This is a genomic window from Streptomyces sp. NPDC093149 (assembly GCF_044754145.1).
GTDB lineage: Bacteria > Actinomycetota > Actinomycetes > Streptomycetales > Streptomycetaceae > Streptomyces.
The window spans coordinates 288,412-312,655 of sequence record NZ_JBIVON010000002.1 but is presented as its reverse complement, the minus strand read 5'-3'; the positions used below and the strand labels follow the sequence as shown (position 1 = coordinate 312,655).

19 protein-coding genes are annotated in these 24,244 nt (G+C 70.4%); 15 read left to right on the top strand and 4 right to left on the bottom strand.

The annotated features are described in order from the left end of the window. Positions 1–24: 24 nt before the first annotated feature. Together ACIQCZ_RS07975 and ACIQCZ_RS07970 are read right to left on the bottom strand one after the other, a co-directional pair. Positions 25–1,494 carry a glycosyltransferase gene (locus ACIQCZ_RS07975; protein ID WP_402280600.1) on the bottom strand — a complete coding sequence of 490 codons (1,470 nt, stop codon included), beginning with the start codon at positions 1,492–1,494 and terminating at the stop codon, positions 25–27. A 263-nt stretch (positions 1,495–1,757) separates the two neighbouring features. Further along, positions 1,758–2,363 (bottom strand): TetR/AcrR family transcriptional regulator, encoded by a 606-nt coding sequence (locus tag ACIQCZ_RS07970; RefSeq protein ID WP_351082640.1) that lies wholly within the window; start codon positions 2,361–2,363, stop codon positions 1,758–1,760. A gap of 97 nt (positions 2,364–2,460) precedes the next feature. Here ACIQCZ_RS07970 and ACIQCZ_RS07965 point away from each other — a divergent pair, with 97 nt between their 5' ends. From ACIQCZ_RS07965 to ACIQCZ_RS07915, 11 genes are all read left to right on the top strand, one after another. After that, a complete protein-coding gene (locus ACIQCZ_RS07965) occupies positions 2,461–4,083 on the top strand; it encodes a carboxyl transferase domain-containing protein (protein ID WP_376270262.1) in 1,623 nt (540 codons plus the stop codon). Between the two features lie 7 nt (positions 4,084–4,090). Continuing rightward, entirely contained in the window at positions 4,091–6,175 is a 2,085-nt protein-coding gene (locus ACIQCZ_RS07960; protein WP_402280599.1) for a biotin carboxylase N-terminal domain-containing protein, read from the top strand. Next, the gene (locus tag ACIQCZ_RS07955; protein WP_402280597.1) at positions 6,172–7,131 is read left to right on the top strand and encodes a hydroxymethylglutaryl-CoA lyase; all 960 of its coding nucleotides are present in this window, start codon (positions 6,172–6,174) and stop codon (positions 7,129–7,131) included. Before ACIQCZ_RS07960 ends, ACIQCZ_RS07955 begins: the two co-directional genes overlap by 4 nt. Positions 7,132–7,138: 7 nt before the next feature. Further along, the gene (locus ACIQCZ_RS07950; protein WP_402280596.1) at positions 7,139–8,305 is read left to right on the top strand and encodes an acyl-CoA dehydrogenase family protein; all 1,167 of its coding nucleotides are present in this window, start codon (positions 7,139–7,141) and stop codon (positions 8,303–8,305) included. 336 nt (positions 8,306–8,641) lie between these two features. Then, entirely contained in the window at positions 8,642–9,283 is a 642-nt protein-coding gene (locus ACIQCZ_RS07945; RefSeq protein WP_402280595.1) for a GNAT family N-acetyltransferase, read from the top strand. After that, a complete protein-coding gene (locus tag ACIQCZ_RS07940; protein ID WP_402280593.1) occupies positions 9,280–9,639 on the top strand; it encodes a hypothetical protein in 360 nt (119 codons plus the stop codon). Before ACIQCZ_RS07945 ends, ACIQCZ_RS07940 begins: the two co-directional genes overlap by 4 nt. 107 nt (positions 9,640–9,746) lie before the next feature. Next, on the top strand, positions 9,747–10,598 hold the full coding sequence (locus ACIQCZ_RS07935; protein WP_402280592.1) for a siderophore-interacting protein: 852 nt from the start codon (positions 9,747–9,749) through the stop codon (positions 10,596–10,598). Between the two features lie 447 nt (positions 10,599–11,045). Next, the gene (locus ACIQCZ_RS07930; RefSeq protein WP_402280591.1) at positions 11,046–12,494 is read left to right on the top strand and encodes a pyridoxal phosphate-dependent decarboxylase family protein; all 1,449 of its coding nucleotides are present in this window, start codon (positions 11,046–11,048) and stop codon (positions 12,492–12,494) included. Then, positions 12,478–13,773 carry a lysine N(6)-hydroxylase/L-ornithine N(5)-oxygenase family protein gene (locus ACIQCZ_RS07925; protein ID WP_402280590.1) on the top strand — a complete coding sequence of 432 codons (1,296 nt, stop codon included), beginning with the start codon at positions 12,478–12,480 and terminating at the stop codon, positions 13,771–13,773. Before ACIQCZ_RS07930 ends, ACIQCZ_RS07925 begins: the two co-directional genes overlap by 17 nt. Continuing rightward, on the top strand, positions 13,770–14,342 hold the full coding sequence (locus ACIQCZ_RS07920) for a GNAT family N-acetyltransferase (RefSeq protein WP_402280588.1): 573 nt from the start codon (positions 13,770–13,772) through the stop codon (positions 14,340–14,342). Before ACIQCZ_RS07925 ends, ACIQCZ_RS07920 begins: the two co-directional genes overlap by 4 nt. Then, positions 14,342–16,117 (top strand): IucA/IucC family protein, encoded by a 1,776-nt coding sequence (locus tag ACIQCZ_RS07915; protein ID WP_402280587.1) that lies wholly within the window; start codon positions 14,342–14,344, stop codon positions 16,115–16,117. Before ACIQCZ_RS07920 ends, ACIQCZ_RS07915 begins: the two co-directional genes overlap by 1 nt. A gap of 49 nt (positions 16,118–16,166) precedes the next feature. On the opposite strand, the gene ACIQCZ_RS07910 is transcribed toward ACIQCZ_RS07915, so the two are convergent. Next, positions 16,167–17,801 carry a beta-N-acetylhexosaminidase gene (locus tag ACIQCZ_RS07910; protein WP_402280585.1) on the bottom strand — a complete coding sequence of 545 codons (1,635 nt, stop codon included), beginning with the start codon at positions 17,799–17,801 and terminating at the stop codon, positions 16,167–16,169. 131 nt (positions 17,802–17,932) lie between these two features. Between ACIQCZ_RS07910 and ACIQCZ_RS07905 the strand changes: the two genes are divergently transcribed. The 3 genes from ACIQCZ_RS07905 to glmS all read left to right on the top strand — a co-directional run bounded on the left by ACIQCZ_RS07905 (position 17,933) and on the right by glmS (position 21,128). Continuing rightward, positions 17,933–18,853, top strand: a complete 921-nt coding sequence (locus tag ACIQCZ_RS07905) for a DUF4429 domain-containing protein (RefSeq protein ID WP_402280584.1) — start codon at positions 17,933–17,935, stop codon at positions 18,851–18,853. 126 nt (positions 18,854–18,979) lie between these two features. Beyond that, positions 18,980–19,255, top strand: a complete 276-nt coding sequence (locus ACIQCZ_RS07900; RefSeq protein WP_093900391.1) for a hypothetical protein — start codon at positions 18,980–18,982, stop codon at positions 19,253–19,255. A gap of 43 nt (positions 19,256–19,298) precedes the next feature. Continuing rightward, a complete protein-coding gene (gene glmS, locus ACIQCZ_RS07895) occupies positions 19,299–21,128 on the top strand; it encodes a glutamine--fructose-6-phosphate transaminase (isomerizing) (RefSeq protein WP_402280582.1) in 1,830 nt (609 codons plus the stop codon). A 413-nt stretch (positions 21,129–21,541) separates the two neighbouring features. On the opposite strand, the gene ACIQCZ_RS07890 is transcribed toward glmS, so the two are convergent. Further along, the gene (locus tag ACIQCZ_RS07890) at positions 21,542–22,063 is read right to left on the bottom strand and encodes a universal stress protein (RefSeq protein ID WP_266361344.1); all 522 of its coding nucleotides are present in this window, start codon (positions 22,061–22,063) and stop codon (positions 21,542–21,544) included. Positions 22,064–23,003: 940 nt separating this feature from the next. Between ACIQCZ_RS07890 and ACIQCZ_RS07885 the strand changes: the two genes are divergently transcribed. Then, positions 23,004–24,239, top strand: coding sequence for a helix-turn-helix domain-containing protein (locus ACIQCZ_RS07885; protein ID WP_402280581.1), 1,236 nt, complete (start codon positions 23,004–23,006; stop codon positions 24,237–24,239). Positions 24,240–24,244 lie beyond the last annotated feature (5 nt).

Below are 24,244 nucleotides of genomic sequence, written 5' to 3'. Positions count from 1 at the left end.
GGTGGGGGTGCGGGGGGTACGGGTTCAGGGGACGGGGGGCCGGGCGGGGCTCTCGGCCGGCCCGGTGCTCTGCCGGGCCAGGGCGGCGCCCGAGTCGATGGCCCAGCGGGCGAGCAGGAACGAGAAGGGGGTGGCGAGGATTCCCGCGGCCACGGCGGCGATGTTCTTGTCCATGCCGAGCCCGCTCACGCCGAGGTAGAGCAGAACGCCGGTGAGCACGAGATTGACGACGCTCGACAGGGGATACCGGACGAAGGCCTGCCAGGTCGGCTTCGTACGGCAGGTGATGTACGAGTTGAGCAGGAACGATCCCACGATGCTGACCGCGTATCCGATGACGTGCGCGGCAAGATAGGGAATCCAGGTGTTCAGTGAGACGTACACCGCCAGATATACCGCCGTATTGACGACGCCGATCATCCCAAAAATGATGAACTGGCGTACGGTACGGAATCTGGACGCCCCGATCGCGGTCGATCCGGTGCGTCCCGCGAGTGGCCTCCTGCCCCCGGTGGCGGGAGGGTCCGAACGGACCTCTGCCGGAATGTCGACCGGCAGGACGTGCGGGGATTCATCCGTTTCGCGCACCACGTAGTGGGGGCGGCGTTTCACCTCGTAGTAGATGCGTCCCACGTACTCGCCGATGATGCCGAGCGTGGCGAGCTGGATTCCGCCGAGCGCGACGACGGCCGTCAGCAGGGTGGTGTAACCGGGCACGCCGACACCGTGCAGGGCGACTTCGGTGATGATCCACAGGGCGTATCCCAGCGCGGCCAGCGCGAGTGCGAGGCCGGCGTGGATGGCCAGACGCAGCGGGCGGCTGTTGAACGAGATCAGTCCGTCGATCCCGTAGTTGAGCAGCCGTCGGCCGCCCCACTTCGAGCGTCCGGCCGCGCGCTGGGTGTTCTGGTAGGTGAAGCTGACGGTGTCGAAGCCGATCCAGGAGAAGATCCCCTTGGAGAACCGGTTGGTCTCGGGCAGCGCGAGCACCGCGTCCACGGCGTTGCGCGACAGCAGCCGGAAGTCGCCCTCGCCGTCGACGACCTCGACGTCCATGCACCGGCCCATCGCCCGGTAGTAGGCGGCGCTGAGAACGGTACGCAGGGCACCTTCGCCCGTGCGGTCCCGCCGCGCGACGACCTGGTCGTAGCCGCGCCGCCGCAGCTCCAGCATGCGGGGCAGCAGTTCGGGCGGGTGCTGGAGGTCGGCGTCCATGAGGACGACGGCGTCGCCGCGGGACATGCGCAGTCCCGCGAGCATGGCGGCCTCCTTGCCGAAATTGCGGCTGAAGGAGGTGTAGCGGACCCGTCGGTCCGCGGTGGCGAGCGATCCGATCCGGATCCTGGTGCGGTCGCTGCTGCCGTCGTCGACATAACAGATCTCGAAGGTCCGCCGCGTCGGTTCGAGGACGGAGATCAGCGCACGGTGAAATGCGTCGATCACCTCGTCCTCATTGAAGCAGGGGACAACGACCGAAACCTGACATGTTTTCATTTGAATTCCCCATCAGGCGTGGGCGAGACAGCTCAAACCATATGCCTGAGGGTCATCGCGACACTCCGTCCTGCGGAGCTCGCCGAGGAAAAGGAAGGAGAATTTGAGGAGCCGCTTCTCCCTTTTACATAAATTCATATGTTCAAAGGGCCGGTGAAAACGGTGCCGCACGGGGATGACGACGCATCCGCCGCAGGTGCCACGGCCATGCGCCACTGCCATGCGTCACGGCAGTGTCGCTGCCGGGCCCTACGGAACAGCCCTTACGCCCGCGCGGCCGCTTCGAAGGCCCCGCGGGCCAGCCGGTGCAGCAGTGCCGCCGTGTCCGCGCGGTCCGGCTGCGCGCCGGGGCGGCCCAGGTGCGGGGTCGAGTTCAGGAGCCCGAAGACGGCGTGGACGGCGGCGCGGGCCTCGTGCTCGGGAAGCTCCGGATACAGCTCGCGGACCACCTCCACCCACACCTCGACGTACTGCCGCTGGAGCTGGCGGACCCGCTTGCGGTCGGCCTCCCGGAGGCGGTCCAGCTCGCGGTCGTGGAGGGTGATCAGGGGGCGGTCGTCGAGGGCGAAGTCGATGTGCCCCTCGATGAGCGCGTCGAGCAGGGCCTGCGGGGAGCCGTCCCCACAGGCCGCGTCCTCCGACACACGCAGCCGCCCGCCCGCCAGCAGCCGCTCACTGATACCCACCAGCAGCTCGGCGAGCATCGCGTCCTTGCCGGGGAAGTGCCGGTAGAGGCCGGGGCCGCTGATCCCAACGGCGGCACCTATCTCGTCGACGCCGACGCCGTGGAAGCCGCGCTCGGCGAAGAGGCGGGCGGCCTCCTTGAGGATCTGCTCGCGGCGGGTGGGGGCGTCGGTCCTGGTGGTCATGGATTCGATTCTAGACAGGCGGGTTAGCGGTCGTTAACCTGAAGGAAGACGTTAACGCTCATTAACCACTGCGGTACGGGCAAGGGGGCTCGACACGATGCAGCAGGCACCGGTGCTGGCGAGCGCGGCCGATCCCGCCTCCGAGGCCTGGCAGGCCAACGAGGCGGCGCATCACGCGCTCGCCGACGAGCTGCGCAAGCGGCTCGCCACGGCCAGGCTCGGCGGGGGTGAGAGGGCCCGCGCGCGGCATGTGGCGCGCGGCAAGCTGCTGCCCAGGGACCGGGTGGACACCCTGCTCGACGCGGGGTCGCCGTTCCTGGAGCTGGCCCCGCTGGCGGCCGAGGGGCTGTACGGGGGCGCCGCCCCGGCGGCCGGGGTGATCGCGGGGATCGGCCGGGTCAGCGGGCGGGAGTGCGTGATCGTCGCCAATGACGCCACCGTCAAGGGCGGCACGTACTACCCGATGACGGTGAAGAAGCACCTCCGTGCCCAGGAGGTGGCCCTGGAGAACCGGCTTCCCTGCCTGTATCTCGTCGACTCGGGCGGGGCCTTCCTCCCGATGCAGGACGAGGTCTTCCCGGACCGGGAGCACTTCGGGCGGATCTTCTACAACCAGGCCCGGATGTCGGGGGCCGGGATCCCGCAGATCGCGGCGGTGCTGGGGTCGTGCACGGCGGGCGGGGCGTACGTCCCCGCGATGAGCGACGAGGCCGTGATCGTACGGAACCAGGGCACGATCTTCCTGGGCGGTCCGCCGCTGGTGAAGGCCGCGACCGGTGAGGTCGTGACGGCCGAGGAACTGGGCGGCGGCGAGGTGCACTCCCGTACGTCGGGGGTGACCGACCACCTCGCCGAGGACGACGCGCACGCGCTGCGGATCGTACGGAACATCGTGGCCACGTTGCCGGAGCGCGGGACGCTTCCGTGGCCGGTGCGGCCGGCCGAGGAGCCGAAGGTCGATCCCGCCGGCCTGTACGGGGCCGTCCCGGTCGATTCCCGGACGCCGTACGACGTACGGGAGGTGATCGCCCGGGTGGTGGACGGCTCGCGGTTCGCCGAGTTCAAGGCGGAGTACGGGACGACGCTGATCACCGGCTTCGCCCACATCCACGGCCACCCCGTCGGCATCGTCGCCAACAACGGCATCCTGTTCTCCGAGTCCGCCCAGAAGGGCGCCCATTTCATCGAGCTGTGCGACCAGCGCGGCATCCCGCTGGTCTTCCTGCAGAACATCTCGGGCTTCATGGTGGGGCGCGACTACGAGGCGGGCGGCATCGCCAAGCACGGCGCCAAGATGGTGACGGCGGTCGCCTGCACCCGAGTGCCGAAGCTGACGGTGGTGGTCGGCGGTTCCTACGGAGCCGGCAACTACTCGATGTGCGGGCGGGCCTACTCGCCGCGCTTCCTGTGGATGTGGCCGAACGCGAAGATCTCCGTCATGGGCGGCGAGCAGGCCGCGTCCGTCCTCGCGACGGTCAAGCGCGACCAGCTGGGTGACGACTGGAGCACGGCGGACGAGGAGGCCTTCAAGGCCCCGATCCGCGAGCAGTACGAGACCCAGGGCAACGCGTACTACGCCACGGCCCGGCTCTGGGACGACGGTGTGATCGACCCGATGGAGACCCGGCAGGTGCTGGGGCTCGCCCTGACCGCGTGCGCCAACGCCCCGCTCCCCCAGAAGGACCCTGCGGCGCCCGGCTTCGGCGTCTTCCGGATGTGAGGAACAGATGACGATGTTCGACACCGTTCTTGTCGCCAACCGCGGCGAGATCGCGGTACGTGTCATCCGTACGCTGCGCGAGCTCGGCGTCCGCTCGGTCGCCGTCTTCAGCGACGCGGACGCGGACGCCCGGCATGTGCGGGAGGCCGACACGGCGGTACGGATCGGGCCCGCGCCCGCCTCGATGAGCTATCTGAGCGTGCCCGCGCTGCTGGACGCGGCCCGTCGCAGCGGCGCGCAGGCCGTCCACCCCGGATACGGGTTCCTCGCCGAGAACGCGGGCTTCGCGCGGGCGTGCGCGGAGGCGGGGCTGGTGTTCATCGGTCCGCCCGCCGACGCCATCTCGCTGATGGGCGACAAGATCCGGGCCAAGGAGACGGTCGCGGCGGCCGGGGTTCCGGTGGTGCCCGGCTCGTCGGGGAGCGGGCTCAGCGATGCCCAGCTGGGCGACGCCGCCCGTGAGATCGGGACACCGGTGCTGCTGAAGCCCTCGGCGGGCGGCGGCGGCAAGGGCATGCGGCTGGTGCGCGACGCGGCGCTGCTCGCGGACGAGATCGCCGCCGCACGGCGTGAGGCACGGGCCTCGTTCGGCGACGACACGCTGCTCGTGGAGCGGTGGATCGACCGGCCCCGGCACATCGAGATCCAGGTTCTGGCGGACGCCCACGGCAACGTGGTCCACCTCGGTGAGCGCGAGTGCTCGCTCCAGCGCCGCCACCAGAAGATCATCGAGGAGGCGCCGTCCGTCCTGCTCGACGAGGAGACCCGGGCGGCGATGGGCGAGGCGGCCGTCCAGGCGGCCCGCAGCTGCGGATACGTGGGCGCGGGCACGGTGGAGTTCATCGTCCCGGGCAACGACCCCGCCTCGTACTACTTCATGGAGATGAACACCCGCCTCCAGGTCGAGCACCCGGTCACCGAGCTGATCACCGGCCTCGACCTGGTGGAGTGGCAGCTCAGGGTCGCGGCGGGCGAGCGGCTCCCCTACGCGCAGCAGGACATCGGGCTCACCGGCCACGCGATCGAGGCCCGGATCTGCGCGGAGGACCCGTCCCGCGGATTCCTGCCGTCCGGCGGCACGGTGCTCGCACTGAACGAGCCGCAGGGCAACGGCGTACGGACGGACTCCGGGCTCGGCGCGGGCGGCGAGGTCGGCAGCCTGTACGACCCGATGCTGTCGAAGGTCATCGCGTACGGCCCCGACCGCGCCACCGCCCTGCGCCAGCTGCGTGCGGCGCTCGCGGACACGGAGATCCTCGGCGTCCCGACGAACGCGGGCTTCCTGCGCCGGCTGCTCGCCCACCCGGCCGTGGTGGCCGGCGATCTGGACACCGGTCTGGTGGAGCGCGAGGTCGACGGGCTGGTGCCGGAGGGGGTGCCCGAGGAGGTCTACGCGGCGGCGGCACTGCTGCGGCAGGGCGTACCGGCGTCCGAGCCCGCCGCGGCCTGGGTGGACCCCTTCTCGGTGGCGAACGGCTGGCGGCTGGGCGGTACCCCGGCCCGCACGGTGCGCCACTTCCGGCTCCCGGGCCACGACCCCGTCCAGGTCTCGCTGCGCACCTGCCCGGCGGGCACCGAGCTGACGTTCGGCCATGTCGGGGAGGGCGCGCAGCCGCCGGAGCCCGCGACGGGCGCCTGCGGTCCGCTGGCCCCGATGCCCGGCGGCAGGGAGACGGCGAAGACGGTGGAGCTGACCGCGCACCGGATCGTCATCGAACTCGCCGGTTTCACCCACACGTTCGCCCACGCGGCCTCGTCGGAGGGGACCTGGCTGGGCCGCGACGGCGACACCTGGCACGTCCAGGACCACGACCCGGTGGAGGCGGCGCTGGCCGGTGCCGCCCGTTCCGGGGCGGACACGCTCGCCGCGCCCATGCCCGGCACCGTCACCGTCGTGAAGGTGGCGGTCGGGGACGAGGTCGTGGCCGGTCAGAGCCTGCTCGTCGTCGAGGCGATGAAGATGGAACACGTCATCTCCGCCCCGCACGCCGGGACCGTGACCGAGCTCGATGTCATCGCGGGTGCCACGGTCGTCATGGACCAGGTCCTGGCCGTGGTGGCACCCACCGGAGCTCCCGGGGAGGACGCATGACACCCCGCACCCTGCCCATGACCGTGCCCGCCCAGGACCTGCCCCCACGGGTGCGTGTCCACGAGGTCGGCGCCCGCGACGGGCTGCAGAACGAGAAGGCGGTCGTGCCGACCGAGGTGAAGGCGGAGTTCATCCACCGCCTCGCCGCGTCGGGCCTGACCACCATCGAGGCGACCAGCTTCGTGCACCCGAAGTGGGTGCCCCAGCTGGCCGACGCGGAAGACCTGTTCCCGCTTCTGGGAGACATCGGGGATGTCGCCCTGCCCGTACTCGTACCGAACGAACGCGGACTGGACCGGGCGCTCGCGCTCGGCGCCCGCCGCATCGCCGTGTTCGGCTCGGCGACCGAGACGTTCGCGGCCCGCAATCTCAACCGCACCGTCGACGAGTCGCTCGCCATGTTCGAACCGGTCGTCGCACGGGCCAAGGCCGACAAGGTGCATGTCCGCGGCTATCTGTCGATGTGCTTCGGCGACCCGTGGGAGGGGCCCGTCCCCGTCCACCAGGTCGTCCGGGTCGCCAAGGCGCTGATGGACCTCGGCTGCGACGAACTCTCCCTCGGCGACACCATCGGCGTCGCCACCCCCGGCCATGTGCAGGACCTCCTCTCCGAGTTGAACGAGGAGGGTGTGCCCACCGACACCATCGGCGTGCACTTCCACGACACGTACGGTCAGGCCCTCTCCAACACCCTCGCCGCGCTCCAGCACGGTGTGACCACCGTGGACGCCTCCGCGGGCGGCCTCGGCGGCTGCCCGTACGCGAAGAGCGCGACCGGAAACCTCGCCACCGAAGACCTCGTGTGGATGCTCGACGGCCTCGGCATCGAAACCGGGGTCGACCTCGACGCGCTCACCGCCACCAGCGTGTGGCTCGCCGAACAGCTGGGCCGACCCAGCCCGTCCCGTACCGTCCGCGCGCTCTCGGTGCGGTCCACCCAGTCCCACAAGGAGTGACACTGCCATGCCCCTGGACCACCGGCTGACCGCCGAGCACGAGGAACTGCGCCGCACCGTCGAGGAGTTCGCGCACGACGTGATCGCCCCGAAGATCGGCGACTTCTACGAGCGCCATGAGTTCCCGTACGAGATCGTGCGGGAGATGGGACGGATGGGCCTGTTCGGGCTGCCGTTCCCCGAGGAGTACGGCGGCATGGGCGGCGACTATCTCGCCCTCGGGATCGCCCTGGAGGAACTGGCCCGCGTCGACTCGTCCGTGGCGATCACGCTGGAGGCCGGGGTCTCGCTCGGCGCGATGCCCGTGTACCACTACGGCACGGAGGACCAGAAGCGGCAGTGGCTGCCGAAACTCTGCGCGGGCGAGGCGCTCGGCGCGTTCGGCCTGACCGAGCCGGATGCCGGTTCGGACGCGGGCGGCACCCGCACGACGGCGGTGCGCGACGAGGCGACGGGCGAGTGGGTGATCAACGGCTCCAAGTGCTTCATCACCAACTCCGGCACGGACATCACGGAACTGGTCACGGTCACGGCGGTGACCGGCCACAAGGAGAACGGCGCCCCGCTGATCTCCTGCATCATCGTGCCGTCCGGCACCCCCGGCTTCACGGTCGCCGCCCCGTACTCCAAGGTCGGCTGGAACGCCTCGGACACCCGCGAGCTGTCCTTCTCCGACGTCCGCGTGCCCCTGGGGAACCTGCTGGGCGAGGAGGGACGCGGCTACGCCCAGTTCCTGCGCATCCTGGACGAGGGCCGGATCGCCATCGCCGCCCTGTCCACGGGCCTGGCACAGGGCTGTGTGGACGAGTCGGTGAAGTACGCCAAGGAGCGCCACGCCTTCGGAAGGCCGATCGGCGCCAACCAGGCCATCCAGTTCAAGATCGCGGACATGGAGACGCGGGCGCACATGGCCCGGATCGGCTGGCGTGACGCGGCCTCGCGCCTGGTGGCGGGCGAACCGTTCAAGAAGGAGGCGGCCATCGCGAAGCTGTACTCGTCCTCGGTGGCGGTGGACAACGCCCGCGAGGCGACCCAGATCCACGGCGGCTACGGCTTCATGAACGAGTACCCGGTGGCCAGAATGTGGCGCGACTCCAAGATCCTGGAGATCGGCGAGGGCACGAGCGAGGTGCAGCGGATGCTGATCGCCCGGGAGCTGGGTCTGCCGGCCTGACGTACGAGTGACCACGGGGCGGTTCCCGATTGCGGGACCGCCCCCGTGCGGCGCCCGGCGACGCGGCCGGCCCCTGCCGCCGGGGCCGTGCGCGGGTACCTGATGCCGGGCCGGTCTCCTGGAGAAGCCCCCGGTGGTCCGCTTCGCCGTACCCGGGGCGCGGGCCGGGGCGCCGTGGACGACGATCCGACCCGCCGTCACCACGGCCTCGGCGGCTGACGGCCGGGTGCACGATGGAGGGTGGATCAGGGAGCATGACACCGGGAGCCTGCTCGCTCTCGTGCACCGGGCCGTAATCGTTCGACAGCGCCCGGACCGGGGCGGCAGAGTCGGTCCATGAAACCGCAGCACTGGCCCCTGTACGGGCTCCGCCTCCGCACGCCGCGTCTGGAACTCCGCCTTCCGGACCTGGAGTTGCTGGACGACCTCGCGTCGGTCGCCGTCGACGGGGTGCATCCGCCGGCCGAGATGCCGTTCACCGCCCCCTGGACCGACGCCCCGCCGGCCGAGCGCGGGAAGGCCGTGTTCCAGCACGTGCTGGCCACCGTCGCCGACTGGTCCGTGCGGAGCTGGGCGTTGAGCCTCGCCGTGCTGCACGAGGGGAAGGTGGTCGGGCGGCAGGACGTGATGGCGAAGGACTTCGCCGTCACCGGTGAGGTGAGCACCGGGTCGTGGCTGGGTCTCGCTCATCAGGGCCGGGGCATCGGCACCGAGATGCGGGCCGCCGCCCTGCATCTGGCCTTCGCCGGACTCGGCGCCCGGACCGCCGTCTCGGCCGCGATGACCGACAACCCGCGTTCGCTGGGCGTCTCGCGGCGACTGGGCTATCTGCCGGACGGGCTGGAGGTCGCCGCGGTACGGGGTGCGCCCGTCACCCTGCAACGGCTGCGGCTGGACCGGGACCGCTGGGAGGAGCACCGGGCCGTCGAGGTGACGGTCGAGGGGCTCGACGGCTGCCGGAAGGAGTTCGGGGCATGACGCTGTCGGTGCACACCTTCGTCCACGACGAGCACGGCCGACCGCGTCTTCTCGACGACCCGGAGGACGGCAGCGACATGGCCGGGACCGAGATCTGCCGGACCACCTTGTGGGGATCGGACGCCGCCCGGATGCTCGGCGCCCGGTTCCTCCCGGAGCTGGCCACCGGCGATCTGTACGTGGACCCGGAGGACGTCGTCGACTTCCTCGCCGAGTGCGAACTGCTCCACCAAAACGCCGCGACGCTCGCCGGAGGCGGCGGCGACCGACGGGACTACGTGGTGGCCCGGCTCGCCAACATCACCCGCGCCGCCCTGCGGGCGCGGGCGGTGGGCGGCGGGGTCCTGATCTGGTGAGCGGCCGGGCAACTCTCGAATGTTCAATGAGGTTAGGCTAACCTTCCTTCGAACACATCGGCGGCCGATTCCCGGCTTCGCTTCCTGTTCCTGGGAGGACCCCCCGCATGACGACGTCCGTCGCACCCCCCATCGCCCCCTTCCGGTTCTTCGACCTGACCGTCCTGCGGACCCGACGGCTCGGACCCTCCATGCTCCGGGTCACCTTCGGCGGCCCGGGACTGGACGGCTTCGCCGCCGGGGGCCGCGACCAGAGCCTGTCGCTGTTCCTGCCGCACCCCGGCCAGGCGGAACCAGTCGTTCCGGTCGGCGAGGACGGCAACTGGTTCGCCACCTGGCGCGCCCTTCCGGAGAACGTACGGGCCGTCATGCGTTCGTACACCGTGCGCGCCCAGCGCCACACGCCCGACGGGGCGACCGAGATCGACATCGACTTCGCGCTGCACGGGGACGGCGGCCCCGCATGCCGCTGGGCCGCCGCCGCCTCCCCCGGCGCCCCGCTCAAGGCACTGGGCCCGGCCGTCGAGGACAACACCGCCGTCCGCTTCCGCCCGCCGCAGGACACCGACTGGGTGCTGATCTGGGCCGACGAGACCGCCCTGCCCGCCGCGTCCGCCGCCCTGGAGTGGCTGCCGGCCGGCATGCGGGCCCGGGTCTGGCTGGAGGTCCAGCACACCGAGGACCGCCAGGCCCTCAACACCGCGGCGAAGGCCCGGATCAGCTGGCTCGTCCGGGACGAGGGCGCGCCCTCCGCCCTGGAGGCCGTCCGGGCGGCCGAGCTGCCCGAGGGGACGCCGTACGTCTGGATCGCGGGCGAGTCGTCGCAGGTACGGGCAGTGCGCCGCCATCTCGTACAGGAACGCCGGTTCGACCGCAGGCGCGTGACGTTCGTCGGGTACTGGCGGCGCGGGATGAGCGAGGAGCAGCTGCGCGAGACGGCGACGGCCGCGGACCACTGAGGACCGCCCCGTAACCCCCGGCGGGCGCGCGACGACAGCTACAGCACCTCGCCGCGCCGCCGGAACGTCCACATGCATCCGGTATGCGGACGCCCCTCCGCCTTGCGATGCACCGCATCCGACGCCGCGCGCTGATCCACCAGGGATCACGGGACAGCCCTTGGGCCCGCATCCGGCCCACCCACGGCCGCGCGGGCCGTCGTACGCCCCGGAGTACGGACCCCCGCACCCCCGGGAACGGAGCCGCGGCCCGAGCCGCGCACGGCCCGCAGACCGGAAGCGGCCATCCCCTACGCGCGAATCGGACAACCTGCGCGCGACGCGGGGGCGAGGGAACAATCCGATGCAAAGTTAGGTTAGGCTAACCTAACTTCAGCATCGGGCCCTCGCCCCCTCCTTCTGCCCTGAGGGCCGATGAAGTTTCCCCGCATCCGGGAGGACCCCTTCATGCGTTCGCACCTGCTCAACGACACGACCGCGGAGCACTACCGGCGCTCCGTGACCGCAGGAGTCGAACGGGTCGCAGCCAAACTCGCCGCCACAGACCGGCCGTTCACCGGTATCTCCGTCGACGAGCTCACTCCCGTCGTCGACGCGATCGATCTGGACCGACCGCTGGGCGACGCGTCCGCCGCCCTCGACGAGCTCGACCGCGTCTACCTCCAGGACGCCGTCTACTTCCATCACCCCCGCTATCTGGGCCACCTCAACTGCCCGGTGGTCATTCCCGCCGTACTCGGCGAGGCCGTGCTCTCGGCCGTCAACTCCTCGCTGGACACCTGGGACCAGAGCGTCGGGGGCACCCTGATCGAGCGCCGTCTCATCGACTGGACCGCGGGCCGGATCGGGCTCGGCCCGGCCGCCGACGGCATCTTCACCAGCGGCGGCACGCAGTCCAATCTGCAGGCCCTGCTGCTCGCCCGAGAAGAGGCCAAGACACCGCCCCACCACTTCACCCGGCTGCGCGTCCTCACCTCCGAATGCAGCCACTTCAGTGTCCAGAAGTCGGCGAAACTCCTCGGTCTGGGACCGGACTCGGTCATCGCCGTCCCCGTCGACCACAACAAGCGCATGCAGACCGTGGCGCTGGCCCGCGCCCTGGAGCAGTGCGTCGCCGAAGGCGCCGTACCGATGGCCGTCGTCGCCACCGCGGGCACCACCGACTTCGGCTCCATCGACCCGCTGCCCGAAATCGCCGCGCTCTGCCGGCAGTTCTCCACCTGGCTGCACGTCGACGCCGCGTACGGCTGCGGCCTGCTCGCCTCGCCCACGCGCCGGCACCTCCTCGACGGCATCGAGCACGCCGACTCGGTCACCGTGGACTACCACAAGTCCTTCTTCCAGCCGGTGAGTTCCTCGGCCGTACTGGTCCGGGACCGGGCAACGCTGCGCCACGCCACGTACCACGCCGAGTACCTCAACCCGCAGCGGATGGCCGCCGAACGCATCCCCAACCAGGTGGACAAGTCGCTCCAGACCACCCGCAGATTCGACGCCCTGAAACTGTGGATGACGCTGCGCGTGATGGGCGCGGACGGTGTCGGCAGGCTCTTCGACGAGGTCTGCGACCTGGCCGCCGAGGGCTGGCGGCTGCTGGCCGCCGATCCGCGCTTCGACGTCGTCGTGGAGCCGCGGCTCTCCACGCTGGTGTTCCGCTACATCCCGTCCGGCGTCACCGCGCCCATCGAGATCGACCGGGCCAATCTCCACGCCCGCAAGGCGCTCTTCGCCTCCGGCGAGGCCGTCGTCGCCGGCACGAAGGTCGGTGGCCGCCAGTACCTGAAGTTCACCCTGCTCAACCCCGAAACGACCGCGCTGGACATCGCCGCGGTACTCGACCTGATCTCCGGCCACGCCGAGCAGTACCTGGGAGACTCCCTTGACCGCGCTTCCTGAACCCCGTGATTCCCGCGGCCCCCACGACTTCATCGGGATCGGGCTCGGCCCGTTCAATCTGGGGCTCGCCTGTCTGACCGAGCCGATCGACGAACTGAACGGGGTGTTCCTGGAGTCCAAGCCGGACTTCGAATGGCACTCCGGGATGTTCCTCGAAGGCGCCCATCTCCAGACGCCGTTCATGTCGGACCTGGTCACGATGGCCGACCCGACGTCGCCGTACTCCTTCCTGAACTATCTGAAGGAGCGCGGGCGGCTGTACTCCTTCTACATCCGGGAGAACTTCTACCCGCTGCGGACCGAGTACAACGACTACTGCCGCTGGGCCGCCGCCGAACTGAGCAGCGTCCGCTTCGACGAGACCGTCGAGTCGGTCACCTACGACGAGGGCAGCGCGCTCTACACCGTCCGCACCACCACCGGCGGCGTCTTCCGCGCCCCGCGGCTCGTGCTGGGCACCGGCACTTCCCCGTACATCCCGGACGCCTGTCAGGGACTGGGGGGCGACTACCTGCACAACTCCCGTTACCTGGAAGGGAAAGCGGCTCTTCAGGCGAAGAAGTCCATCACTCTCGTCGGCAGCGGGCAGAGTGCGGCCGAGATCTACTACGACCTGCTCTCCGAGATCGATGTGCACGGCTACCGGCTGAACTGGGTGACGCGCTCGCCCCGGTTCTTCCCGCTGGAGTACACCAAGCTGACGCTGGAGATGACCTCCCCGGAGTACATCGACTACTTCCACGCCCTGCCCGAGGAGACCCGCTACCGGCTGGAGTCCGGACAGAAGGGCCTCTTCAAGGGCATCGACGGCGAGCTGATCGACGCGATCTTCGACCTGCTCTACCAGAAGAACCTGCCCGGTCCGGTGCCGACCCGACTGCTGACCAACTCCTCGTTGAACACCGTGAGTCACGACGAGAGCACCGGTACGTACACGCTGGGCCTGCACCAGGAGGAACAGGGCAAGGACTACACCCTCACCACCGAGGGCCTGATCCTCGCCACCGGCTACCGCTACCGCCCGCCCGCATTCCTCAAGGGCATCGACGACCGGTTGCGCCGGGACGGGCGGGGCCGCTTCGACGTGGCCCGCAACTACTCCATCGACACCACCGGCCATGGCGTCTTCCTGCAGAACGCGGGCACGCACACCCACTCGATCACCTCGCCCGACCTGGGCATGGGCGCCTACCGCAACGCGTACATCATCGGCGAGCTGCTCGGCCGTGAGTACTACCCCGTCGAGAAGTCCATCGCCTTCCAGGAGTTCGCCGTATGAGCCCGCACAACCGTGCCGCCGCCGGGCACACCGCCCTCGGCACCTTCTCCGTCCGCGCCCTCGACCCCCTCGCCGACGCCGAGCTGGTGCACGGCTGGGTCACCCACCCCAAGGCCGCCTTCTGGCTGATGGGCGACGCGGAGCTCCAGGATGTCGAGCGGGAGTACATGGCGATCGCCGCCCACCCGCACCACGACGCCTTCATCGGACTGCACGACGGGGAGCCGGCCTTCCTGATGGAGCGGTACGACCCCGCCGAGGTCGAACTCAAGGGGCTGTACGAGGCCGAGCCCGGCGACATCGGGATGCACTTCCTGGTCGCCCCGGCCGACACCCCGCTGCACGGCTTCACGCTGGGTGTGATCACCGCCGTGATGCGGACGCTGTTCGCCGACCCGTCCGTACGCCGGGTGGTCGTCGAACCCGATGTGCGCAACAGCGCGGTGCACGCGCTCAACAAGGCGGTCGGCTTCGAGGTGCTGGGCGAAATAGCCAAACCGGAGAAGAACGCCCTGCTCAGCGCCTGCACACGGGAACAGTTCGCCGCAGCGACCGGAGGCCCGGCCTGATGTCCGCCGTCATCGACAGCGTCGCCCACCTCACCCCGGAGCACTGGGCCACCGCCAACCGGCTGCTGATCCGCAAGGCCCTCGCCGAGTTCAGCCACGAACGGCTGCTGACCCCCACGCCGCTCGGCGGCGACCGCTACGCGGTGTGCAGCGACGACGCGGCGACCGAGTACCGCTTCACCGCGCGGCTCTTCGCCCTCGACCACTGGCAGGTCGAACCGGACTCCCTGTCCCGTCACCGGCACGGCTGCGAACTACCGCTGGACGCGGCTGAGTTCTTCGTGGAGCTGCGCTCCGCACTCGGTCTCTCGGCGGAGATCCTGCCGGTCTATCTGGAGGAGATCTCCTCCACCCTGGCCGGCACCGCGTACAAACTGACCAAGCCTCCCGTCACCTCCGCCGAACTGGTGCGGGCCGGGTTCCAGGCGATCGAGACCGGCATGACCGAGGGCCACCCCTGCTTCGTCGCCAACAACGGGCGGCTCGGCTTCGGCGTGGACGAGTACCGGGCGTACGCCCCCGAGACCGCGTCCGGCATCCGTCTCATCTGGCTCGCCGCCCGCCGCGACCGCGCCACCTTCACCGCGGGCGCCGGGCTCGACTACGGAACGCTGATCGCGGGCGAGCTGGGCGAGGAGACCCTGGCCCGGTTCGCGGCCACGATGTCCGGTCTCGGGCTCGACCTCGACGACCACCTGCTGATCCCCGTCCACCCCTGGCAGTGGTGGAACAAGCTGGCCGTCACCTTCGCCGGGGAGCTCGCGCAGCGGCATCTGGTCTGCCTGGGCGAGGGCGAGGACACCTATCTCGCCCAGCAGTCCATCCGTACCTTCTTCAACACCAGTGCGCCGGAGCGGCATTACGTGAAGACGGCACTGTCCGTCCTCAACATGGGCTTCATGCGCGGGCTCTCCGCCGCGTACATGGAGGCCACCCCCGCGATCAACGACTGGCTGGCCGAGCTGATCGAGCGCGACGAACTGCTGCGCGGGGCCCGCTTCTCGATCATCCGGGAGCGGGCGGCCGTCGGCTACCACCACCGGACGTACGAGGCGGCGACCACCAAGGGCTCGCCCTATCTGAAGATGCTCGCCGCGCTGTGGCGGGAGAGCCCCGTCCCCGGGCTGGCACCCGGCGAGCGGGTCGCGACCATGGCCTCGCTGCTCCACACCGACCACGAGGGCCGCTCCGTCGCCGCCGCGCTGATCGCCGAGTCGGGGCTGGCGCCCGCGGTGTGGCTGCGCCACTACCTGGACGCCTACCTGGTGCCGGTGCTGCACAGCTTCTACGCGTACGACCTGGTGTTCATGCCGCACGGCGAGAACGTCATCCTGGTCGTCGAGGACGGGGTCGTACGGCGCACGGTCTTCAAGGACATCGCCGAGGAGATCGCCGTCATGGACCCGGACGCGGTGCTGCCGCCACGGGTCGAGCGGATCCGGGTCGAGGTCCCCGAGGACATGAAGCTGCTCTCGGTCCTCACCGATGTCTTCGACTGCTTCCTGCGCTTCCTGGGCGCGGGGCTGGCGAGCGAGGACGTCCTCGACGAGGAGACGTTCTGGCGGACGGTCGCGGAATGCGTCGGCGGGTACCAGGAGTCGGTGCCGTATCTCGCCGAGAAGTTCGAGCAGTACGACATGTTCACCCAGGAGTTCGCGCTGTCCTGCCTGAACCGGCTGCAGTTGCGGAACAACAGGCAGATGGTCGATCTGGCCGATCCGTCGGGGGCGCTGCAGCTGGTCGGCACGTTGCGGAACCCGATCGCCAGGCCCTGAGACCGGGGCCGTCCGGCGACGCGACGGTCGCCGGACGGCCCCGGTCACCTCACTCCGCGGCCCAGGGAACCTGCGGAGCCCGGTAGTAGTCGATGCCGAGCGCCGAGAACCTCGGCCCCTGCGCACCCAACCGCACCTTGTACGTCTCCCAGTCGTGCGTGGCCGCGGGCGACCAACCCAGCTCCGCCACGCCGGGAAGCCGCGGGAACGCCATCTGCTCGATCTCGGCGCTGTTGGTCAGGGTCTCCGACCAGAGCGGCGCCTCGACACCGAGGACGGAGCCCTCCGGGGCCCCGTCGAGGTACGTCGCCGGGTTCCAGTCGTAGGAGCGCTGGGTGGAGACATATCCGGCCCAGGCCAGTCCCAGCTCGGTGTCCTTGTCGTACTTCATGTCGAGGTAGCTCCGGTCCGCCGGGGACAGCACCAGCTTCGTGCCGTTCACGGCGGCGTCCACCACCTGCTTGCGCTCGGCCGCGCCCGTCCGGTCGTAACCCCAGTACTGGGCGACCGCGCCCTTGACCGGCGTGGCCCCGGTCAGCTGGTGCCAGCCGATCACGGTCTTGCCGTACTTGCCGACGATGGCCTGCGCCTTGTCCATGAAGGCCACGTAGTCCGCGTGACTGGTGGAGTGCGCCTCGTCGCCGCCGATGTGGAGGTACTTTCCGGGGGTGAGCGCGGCCAGCTCACGGATCACGTCGTCCACGAAGTCGTACGTGACGGCCTTGGGGACGCAGAGCGAGCTGAAACCGACGGCGGTGCCGGTGTAGAGCGGCGGCGCGACACCGTCGCAGTTCAGCTCCGCGTACGAGGCGAGTGCCGCGTTGGTGTGGCCGGGCAGGTCGATCTCCGGCACGACCTCCAGATAGCGGGAGGACGCGTACCGGACGATCTCCTTGTAGTCGCTCTTCGTGTAGTAGCCGCCGACTCCCCCGCCGACCTCGGTCTGTCCTCCGTAGGTGGCGAGCCGCGGCCAGGAGTCGATGGCGATGCGCCAGCCCTGGTCGTCGGAGAGATGCAGATGGAGCTTGTTCATCTTGTAGAGGGCGAGCTGATCGATGTAGCGCTTGACCTCGGCCACGGAGAAGAAGTGCCGCGAGACGTCCAGCATGGCGCTGCGGTACGCGTACCGGGGCGCGTCCTCGACCGTGCCTCCAGCGACCTTCCACGGGCCCTTCTGGCGGCTGTCCTTCTCCACGTCGGCCGGGAGCAGCTGGCGCAGCGTCTGGACGCCGTGGAAGAGCCCTGCCGGGCCGCGCGCGGTGATGGTGACCGAGCCCCGGTTCGACTTCAGCGTGTAGCCCTCGGCGCCCGTCCCCTTGTCGTGGGAGTCGAGCCGGAGCCGGATGCCGTCGCCTCCCCGGCCGGTGACCGGCAGGGCGTACCCGGTGGACGGGCGGAGCACGCCCGCCAGGTAGTCGCCGATCTTCCGGGCCTCGCGGGAGTCGCCCTCGACGCGGATCCTGGTGTCCGCGGTGATGGTGTACGGAGTGCCGCCGGGCTTCGCCTCGGCGGGGGCGGGCACTATCTGCCCGAGCGGACGGGGCGTTGCGGCCGTGGCCGTCCCGCCGCTCGCCGCGTGCCCTTGCGGCGCCGCGCCGACACTGGAGATACCGGCCGCCGTGACGAGCAGCAGCGAGCCGAGAAGACGGGGAAGAGCGATGCGCTGTGTCCTGTGCAGTCTCACAAGCCGGGTCCCTTTCGACGGGTTCACACCTGTGGATCTCCTGACCGAACCATCACCATGCGTATCGCCTGCCCCACGGACGGTCAAGGTGTAGACCACTTCCCCGTTATGCGGCTGAGAGAATCCGGCTCATGGCGGAAATAATCCAGCGCGACGGGGCATGGACGTTCGACGGCGAGACGGTGCGGATCGTGCCGGGCGGGGGCAAGGGCATCCATCCCCTCCGGCAGGAGCTGGGCGAACGGGTCGTCCCGCTCCGGGCCCTGGCGGGCATCGCCTTCGAACCCGGCCGCAAGGGAGGCCGGCTGCGACTGCGGCTGCGCGACGGCGCGTGCCCGGTCCTGCGCGCCGCGGAGGGCAGGCTCAAGGACGCCTCGGATCCGTACCAGCTGGCCGTGGAGAAGGACCGCAGTGGAGTAGCGGAGTACTTCGTCGGGGAGGTGCGCAGCGCCCTGCTGATCGAGCAGGTGCCCACCGGTCCGGTGGACGGCTTCCTGCTGCCGGGCCCCTCGGTGCCGGTGGCCGGGGGCGGCGGGGACGGCACGGCCTCGTTCGACGGGGAGACCATCCGCCTCACCTGGAACTGGAAGGCCAAGGAGGTCAAGAGCTCGGCCGGCCCGGTCGCCTTTCCGGTGTCGGAGGTGACCGGGGTGCACTGGATGCCCGCCATCGGCCTGGAGAACGGCCATCTGCGCTTCGTACGGGGCGCGGCCACGGCTCCGGCCCCGGCGGCCGAGTTCGACCCGTACTCGCTGGATCTGTGGGGGCTGTCCAAGAAGGAGTACACGGCGGCACTGGTCGCGGCGGCGGTACTGGTCCGGCTGCCGGGCGCGGCGACGCAGGAGGCCGGAGCCGGGGCCGGAAGCGCGCGGCCCGCAAAGATCCCGGCCCCTGCCCCGGGCGGCGCGGTGACGTCCGCCCCCGCGCCGCCCGCGGACGACCACGATGCGCTGCTGCGCCGGCTGCGGGAGCTCGGTGAGCTGCGTCAGGCCGGGATACTCACCGACGACGAGTTCACGGCCGCCAAGCAGGCCGTCCTGAAGCGTCTGTGAATCGCAGGCGTCCCGATGCACTCATCGATCACCTCCGAGCCCGCCCGAGAGCGCAATCACACCCAGCCCTGCCCGATATCGGGCAGAATTGTTGCGTAAGTGCTCCGCCCACCGCAATATCAACGAGTGCTCGAACGCCGCTCGTCGCATGACGACCTCATCGATCACCTGGTGCGCAGCACCGCGCTCCAGCGCGGCGAGGCCGCCCGGGTGGTCCTCGACGTGCTGGCGTACTTCGACGAGACGACCGACGACTTCGTCCGCCGCCGCCACCGCGAACTGCAGTCCGGCGGCCTGGTGAACGCGGAGATCTTCGAGCGGATCGCGGCCGAGCTGCCGCACCGGGCGGTCGCGCCGCCGGAGCTCTCGCTCCGCCAGCTGCGCCGCATCGTCTACGGCTGAGCAACGAGCACCACAGGTACGTCGATGGAGGGGCAGAGACTCTATGTGCGGAATCGTCGGGTATATCGGGAAGCGTGATGTGGCCCCGCTGCTGCTGGAAGGGCTGCAGCGGCTGGAGTACCGGGGTTACGACTCCGCGGGCATCGTCATCACCGGCAAGGCGTCGGCCGGGAAGCCCGCCGCCCTGAAGATGGTCAAGGCGAAGGGCCGGGTCCGCGAGCTGGAGGCCCGCGTCCCCAAGCGTTTCACCGGCACCACCGGTATCGCCCACACCCGTTGGGCCACCCACGGCGCCCCGAGCGACGAGAACGCGCACCCGCACCTGGACGCCGACAACAGGGTCGCCGTCGTCCACAACGGCATCATCGACAACGCCGACGAGCTGCGCGCGAAGCTCGTCGCCGACGGCATCACCTTCCTCTCCGAGACCGACACCGAGGTGCTGGTCCACATGATCGCCCGCGCCCAGGCGGACACCCTGGAGGAGAAGGTCCGCGAGGCGCTGCGCTCGGTCGAGGGCACGTACGGCATCGCCGTCATGCACGCCGACTTCAACGACCGCATCGTGGTCGCCCGCAACGGCTCCCCGGTCGTCCTCGGCATCGGCGAGAAGGAGATGTTCGTCGCCTCCGACGTCGCCGCGCTGGTCGCCCACACCCGTCAGGTCGTCACCCTCGACGACGGCGAGATGGCCACCCTGAAGGCCGACGACTTCCGTACGTACACGACGGAGGGTTCGTCCACGACGGCCACGCCGACCACCGTGGAGTGGGAGGCCGAGTCGTACGACATGGGCGGCCACGACACGTACATGCACAAGGAGATCTCCGAGCAGGCCGACGCCGTCGACCGGGTGCTTCGCGGCCGGATCGACGACCGTTTCGCCACCGTGCACCTGGGCGGGCTCAACCTGGACGCCCGCGAGGCGCGCGGGGTCCGCCGGATCAAGATCCTGGGCTGCGGCACCTCGTACCACGCGGGCCAGATCGGCGCGCAGCTGATCGAGGAGCTGGCCCGTATCCCCGCGGACGCCGAGCCCGCCTCGGAGTTCCGCTACCGCAACCCGGTCGTCGACCCGGACACGCTGTACGTCGCGGTCTCCCAGTCCGGCGAGACGTACGACGTGCTGGCCGCCGTCCAGGAGCTCAAGCGCAAGGGCGCCCGGGTGCTCGGTGTCGTCAACGTGGTGGGTTCGGCGATCGCCCGGGAGGCCGACGGCGGTACGTACGTCCACGCCGGCCCCGAGGTCTGTGTCGTCTCCACCAAGTGCTTCACGAACACGGTCGTCGCGTTCGCGCTGCTCGCCCTGCACCTGGGCCGGATCCGGGATCTGTCGGTCGCCGACGGCAAGCGGATCATCGACGGGCTGCGCAGGCTGCCCGCCCAGATCAGCGAGATCCTGGCGAACGAGGACGAGATCAAGGAGATGGCGGCCCAGTACGCGGACGCCAAGTCGATGATGTTCATCGGCCGGGTGCGCGGCTACCCCGTCGCCCGTGAGGCCTCGCTGAAGCTCAAGGAGGTCTCGTACATCCACGCGGAGGCGTACCCGGCCTCCGAGCTGAAGCACGGGCCGCTGGCGCTGATCGAGCCCGCGATGCCGACGGTCGCGATCGTGCCGGACGACGATCTGCTGGAGAAGAACCGCGCCGCGATGGAGGAGATCAAGGCCCGCAGCGGCCGTATCCTCGCCGTCGCCCACCAGGTGCAGGAGAAGGCCGACCACACCATCGTCGTGCCGAAGAACGAGAACGAGCTGGACCCGATCCTGATGGGCATCCCGCTCCAGCTGTTCGCGTACCACACGGCGCTGGCCATGGGCCGTGACATCGACAAGCCGCGCAACCTGGCGAAGTCCGTCACCGTCGAGTAGCGCCCCGCACGGGCCGTGCCCGGCAGAGCGGCCCCGTACCCACCGCCGTCGTGGGTACGGGGCCGCTCCCGTGCGGGCCGCCGCCCGCCCCGGGGCCTCTCGTCCCGATGCCGCCGGGCTCGCGACGACCCCGGTGTGACCGATACCGAACCCCAACAGGGTGAGTCGCGGGGCGAGATGGCCGGGGGCAGCGGTGCCGGTGCTTTCCGCAGAGTCGCCATCGTCCACGGAGGGCTCCCTTCACATGCGGTGATCCTGCTGCCCCATGAGGCTTATGCACCTTTCACAAGCGCGCAATCCACCTGTGCGCGACAATGGATTGCCGGTTTCCACAGGCGAGTTGACGCCACGTCGGTGAAAAGAGCCACCCCTGTGACAGGGGTGGCGACAGGGACCGCCGGGACGCGGAACAGTCAGGGGATGACGACGACCGGCCGCTGCGCGCGACGCGCGAGCCGCCCCGCCACCGAGCCGAAGATGCGGCCGGCGATGCCGTGCGTGGAGCCGACGACGATGGCGTCCGCCGAGTACTCCCGGCCGACTTCCTCCAGCTCGTGACAGATGTCCCCGCCGCGCTCCACGAGCACCCAGGGAACCTCGGAGAGGTAGTCCGCGCAGGCCAGCTCCAGGCCGAGCACCTCGGTGCGGTGATCGGGCACATCGACGAAGACGGGCGGCTCGCAGCCTGCCCAGACCGTGGTCGGCAGCCGATTGGCGACATGGACGATGATCAGGCCGGAACCTGATCTTCGGGCCATGCCGATGGCGTATGCGAGGGCGCGCTCACTGGAGGTCGAGCCGTCGAAGCCGACCACGACCCCATGCCGGAAGGCGGGATCGCAGGAATGACGTGTCTCTTCGACCGCCTGCGGGTCCGACATGGGGTCGGCTACCTGCTTGCGGTCGGCGGGTTCGGGGATTTCGTGACCGGCCATCGGTGTCTCGGCGAAGAGAGTCCTCGTGAGGAGAGCGACTTGGGGAAGGTGCGTCAGCGGGCGGTGTTGCGGTGTCCGGGAATCATCTTCCCAACCCCTTACCCCCAAGGGTACGGCGCCACTCCTCCACTGCCCAGACCCGCGCAAAGCGCGCGCGACGTTTCACGGAGCATGCCCGAGGCGGACCCGTATGGCAATGCCGGTTGCGCGGTACATCGACGACGCCGGGCCCGGACGGCTCCGCCGGGTGACCGGCGGGACCCCGTCCGTCACCCCCTCCGCCGCACCGCGCAGCCGCCGCGCACCCGGAGTTGGATCATCACCCCGCCGTCGACCGCCGGCCCCGAGATCCGACCCCGGGAGTCACCCCGGCGTCACCCCGGCCCGCCCGCCCCGCCCGGAGCCCGCCGCCCGGCCGGGGGGCGCATGTCGGTCCGCCGGGCAGGATCCGACTGCCCGGCGAGGCCGTCGCGCCACTCCCCGCGATCGGCCGCCCACCTGCCGAGGGGCGCAAAGAAGCAACCGCTCATCACGGTTGTGCGCCGGTCCACTGACCGAATCACGTACGCACAACCATCTATTTTCAGCCAACTTCATACCCCTGTCGCATCCTTGCCGAATTGGCCGATCAACCCCCTTGCCACCAGGCAGGAAGAGACCGCGCGGTACGCTTCTACCCGACGGGGTTGGGCCATCAAGGCGAGGCGCACTTCCCTGCACGGCCGCCGAGTGAAACCCTTCGTGATCGAATGCTTCCCGCCAAGTTGCCTTGTCGACATAACGCCGGTTGGTGAACTTGTCACGCCGGCACCACGGGACGCAGTAGATTCGATCTTGGGTATCGAAGACTGGGGACTCGTGCAGGACCGAGGGGAAAAGTGCAGGAGCGACAGGCCCGTAAGGACCAGAAAGACGCGAACACCGAGGGGGGCTTAGCGTCATGAGCCAGGACTCCGCCGCCGCAACGGAGGCTGTACGGAAGCTCAGTGGACGACGACGACGGGAAGTCGTCGCCGTGCTGCTGTTCAGCGGCGGCCCCATCTTCGAGAGCTCGATCCCGCTCTCCGTGTTCGGAATCGACCGCCAGGACGCGGGAGTTCCGCGCTACCGACTCCTCGTCTGCGGCGGGGAAGAGGGACCGCTGCGGACCACCGGGGGACTCGAACTCACCGCGCCCTACGGGCTGGAGGCGATCAGCAGGGCCGGCACCGTCGTGGTGCCCGCCTGGCGTTCGATCACCTCACCGCCGCCCGCGGAGGCGCTGGACGCACTGCGCCGCGCGCATGAAGAGGGGGCCCGCATCGTCGGGCTGTGCACCGGGGCGTTCGTGCTCGCCGCCGCCGGCCTGCTGGACGGCCGACCGGCGACCACGCACTGGATGTACGCACCGACGCTGGCCAAGCGCTATCCGTCGGTGCACGTCGACCCGCGCGAGCTCTTCGTCGACGACGGCGACGTGCTCACCTCTGCCGGGACGGCGGCCGGGATCGATCTCTGCCTGCACATAGTCCGCACGGACCACGGCACGGAGGCCGCCGGGGCACTGGCCCGCCGGCTCGTCGTGCCGCCGCGGCGCAGTGGCGGGCAGGAGCGCTACCTCGACAGGTCTTTACCTGAGGAGATCGGCTCCGACCCGCTCGCCGAGGTCGTGGCCTGGGCGCTGGAGCATCTCCACGAGCAGTTCGACGTGGAGACGCTGGCGGCGCGCGCCTACATGAGCAGGCGGACCTTCGACCGCAGGTTCCGCTCGCTCACCGGCAGCGCACCGCTCCAGTGGCTGATCACCCAGCGGGTGCTGCAGGCGCAGCGCCTGCTGGAGACGTCCGAGTACTCGGTCGACGAGGTCGCGGGCCGCTGCGGCTTCCGCTCGCCGGTCGCGCTGCGCGGGCACTTCCGGCGCCAGCTGGGCTCCTCCCCCGCCGCGTACCGGGCCGCCTACCGGGCCCGTCGTCCGCAGGGCGGCGGCGCGGAGCCGGTCACCGCGACGATCGAGCCGGTCGTGCCCGCCCAGGGGCCCTCGGCCGGCCGTCGTGCCACGGCCGCGGCCGCCCCTCCGGGCCCGCATGTCGTGACGTCGGCGGCGGTCGGGACGGGGCAGCCGGAGCACGGCAAACCGGGACCCGACGCGTACTCCACCGGACGCCCGACCCTGCCGGGTCAGCGGAGTGCCCCGTAGGGTGG

Bases quoted from the DNA above. Each gene is read 5' to 3' on its own strand.
- ACIQCZ_RS07975 (WP_402280600.1), bottom strand. From the start codon at position 1,494: ATGAAAACATGTCAGGTTTCGGTCGTTGTCCCCTGCTTCAATGAGGAC.
- ACIQCZ_RS07970 (WP_351082640.1), bottom strand. From the start codon at position 2,363: ATGACCACCAGGACCGACGCCCCCACCCGCCGCGAGCAGATCCTCAAG.
- ACIQCZ_RS07965 (WP_376270262.1), top strand. From the start codon at position 2,461: ATGCAGCAGGCACCGGTGCTGGCGAGCGCGGCCGATCCCGCCTCCGAG.
- ACIQCZ_RS07960 (WP_402280599.1), top strand. From the start codon at position 4,091: ATGACGATGTTCGACACCGTTCTTGTCGCCAACCGCGGCGAGATCGCG.
- ACIQCZ_RS07955 (WP_402280597.1), top strand. From the start codon at position 6,172: ATGACACCCCGCACCCTGCCCATGACCGTGCCCGCCCAGGACCTGCCC.
- ACIQCZ_RS07950 (WP_402280596.1), top strand. From the start codon at position 7,139: ATGCCCCTGGACCACCGGCTGACCGCCGAGCACGAGGAACTGCGCCGC.
- ACIQCZ_RS07945 (WP_402280595.1), top strand. From the start codon at position 8,642: ATGAAACCGCAGCACTGGCCCCTGTACGGGCTCCGCCTCCGCACGCCG.
- ACIQCZ_RS07940 (WP_402280593.1), top strand. From the start codon at position 9,280: ATGACGCTGTCGGTGCACACCTTCGTCCACGACGAGCACGGCCGACCG.
- ACIQCZ_RS07935 (WP_402280592.1), top strand. From the start codon at position 9,747: ATGACGACGTCCGTCGCACCCCCCATCGCCCCCTTCCGGTTCTTCGAC.
- ACIQCZ_RS07930 (WP_402280591.1), top strand. From the start codon at position 11,046: ATGCGTTCGCACCTGCTCAACGACACGACCGCGGAGCACTACCGGCGC.
- ACIQCZ_RS07920 (WP_402280588.1), top strand. From the start codon at position 13,770: ATGAGCCCGCACAACCGTGCCGCCGCCGGGCACACCGCCCTCGGCACC.
- ACIQCZ_RS07915 (WP_402280587.1), top strand. From the start codon at position 14,342: ATGTCCGCCGTCATCGACAGCGTCGCCCACCTCACCCCGGAGCACTGG.
- ACIQCZ_RS07905 (WP_402280584.1), top strand. From the start codon at position 17,933: ATGGCGGAAATAATCCAGCGCGACGGGGCATGGACGTTCGACGGCGAG.
- glmS (WP_402280582.1), top strand. From the start codon at position 19,299: ATGTGCGGAATCGTCGGGTATATCGGGAAGCGTGATGTGGCCCCGCTG.
- ACIQCZ_RS07890 (WP_266361344.1), bottom strand. From the start codon at position 22,063: ATGGCCGGTCACGAAATCCCCGAACCCGCCGACCGCAAGCAGGTAGCC.
- ACIQCZ_RS07885 (WP_402280581.1), top strand. From the start codon at position 23,004: ATGAGCCAGGACTCCGCCGCCGCAACGGAGGCTGTACGGAAGCTCAGT.